We start from the raw sequence: 573 nt of genomic DNA on the forward strand, positions 1-573 counted from the left end.
CGAGCGCATTGGCCATACCGCTAAGCTTGAGCTGTCTAAGTTGAGTGATAGTTTGCTCTGTCATGTGAATGTCCTTTAATGGAAGCTTTGCGGGCCGCGTATGTTTTCGTGTGATTGCGGTAGTAGTGGTAGTTGGTCAGTACGGCTCGTACGTAACTTGTCTTGATTACTCTGCAAGATGCTTTTGACCTGCTTCAACCTGTAGAGGTGGTGCTGATTGGCGATGGCACAGGCATTATTGATACGCTCTGCCGGATAGTTCCTAGATAGATTCAATAAGCCCAGGCAGACCCGGTAAGCTTGCTCTTCATGCTGTTTTTGCTTGAGGAGTGCTTGCACCCAGAGCAAGACCTCATCGCCTAGATCCTTGGCCCAGTTCATGAGTCGGTCTGCATTCCACTTATGATGTTTCTCATGCCTAGTTGGCATATGTTCTGGATTCGTAGTCATGCCAGAGTTGCGCTTTCTTGGGTGGCTGGCGACACGTTTATTCTGGAAGTAGATTTCTATTAGCTTATCTTTGGCGTGAAGCTCCAAGCGCTCGCCGACAAGCTGATGCGGTACGGAGTAAAG

General features: G+C 48.9%; 1 pseudogene. It reads right to left on the bottom strand.

The features are described 5' to 3' along the window. Positions 1-75 precede the first annotated feature (75 nt). A pseudogene (locus A3766_RS30715) lies at positions 76-573 on the bottom strand (IS21 family transposase); the annotation flags it as partial.

The organism is Oleiphilus sp. HI0132 (assembly GCF_001635845.1).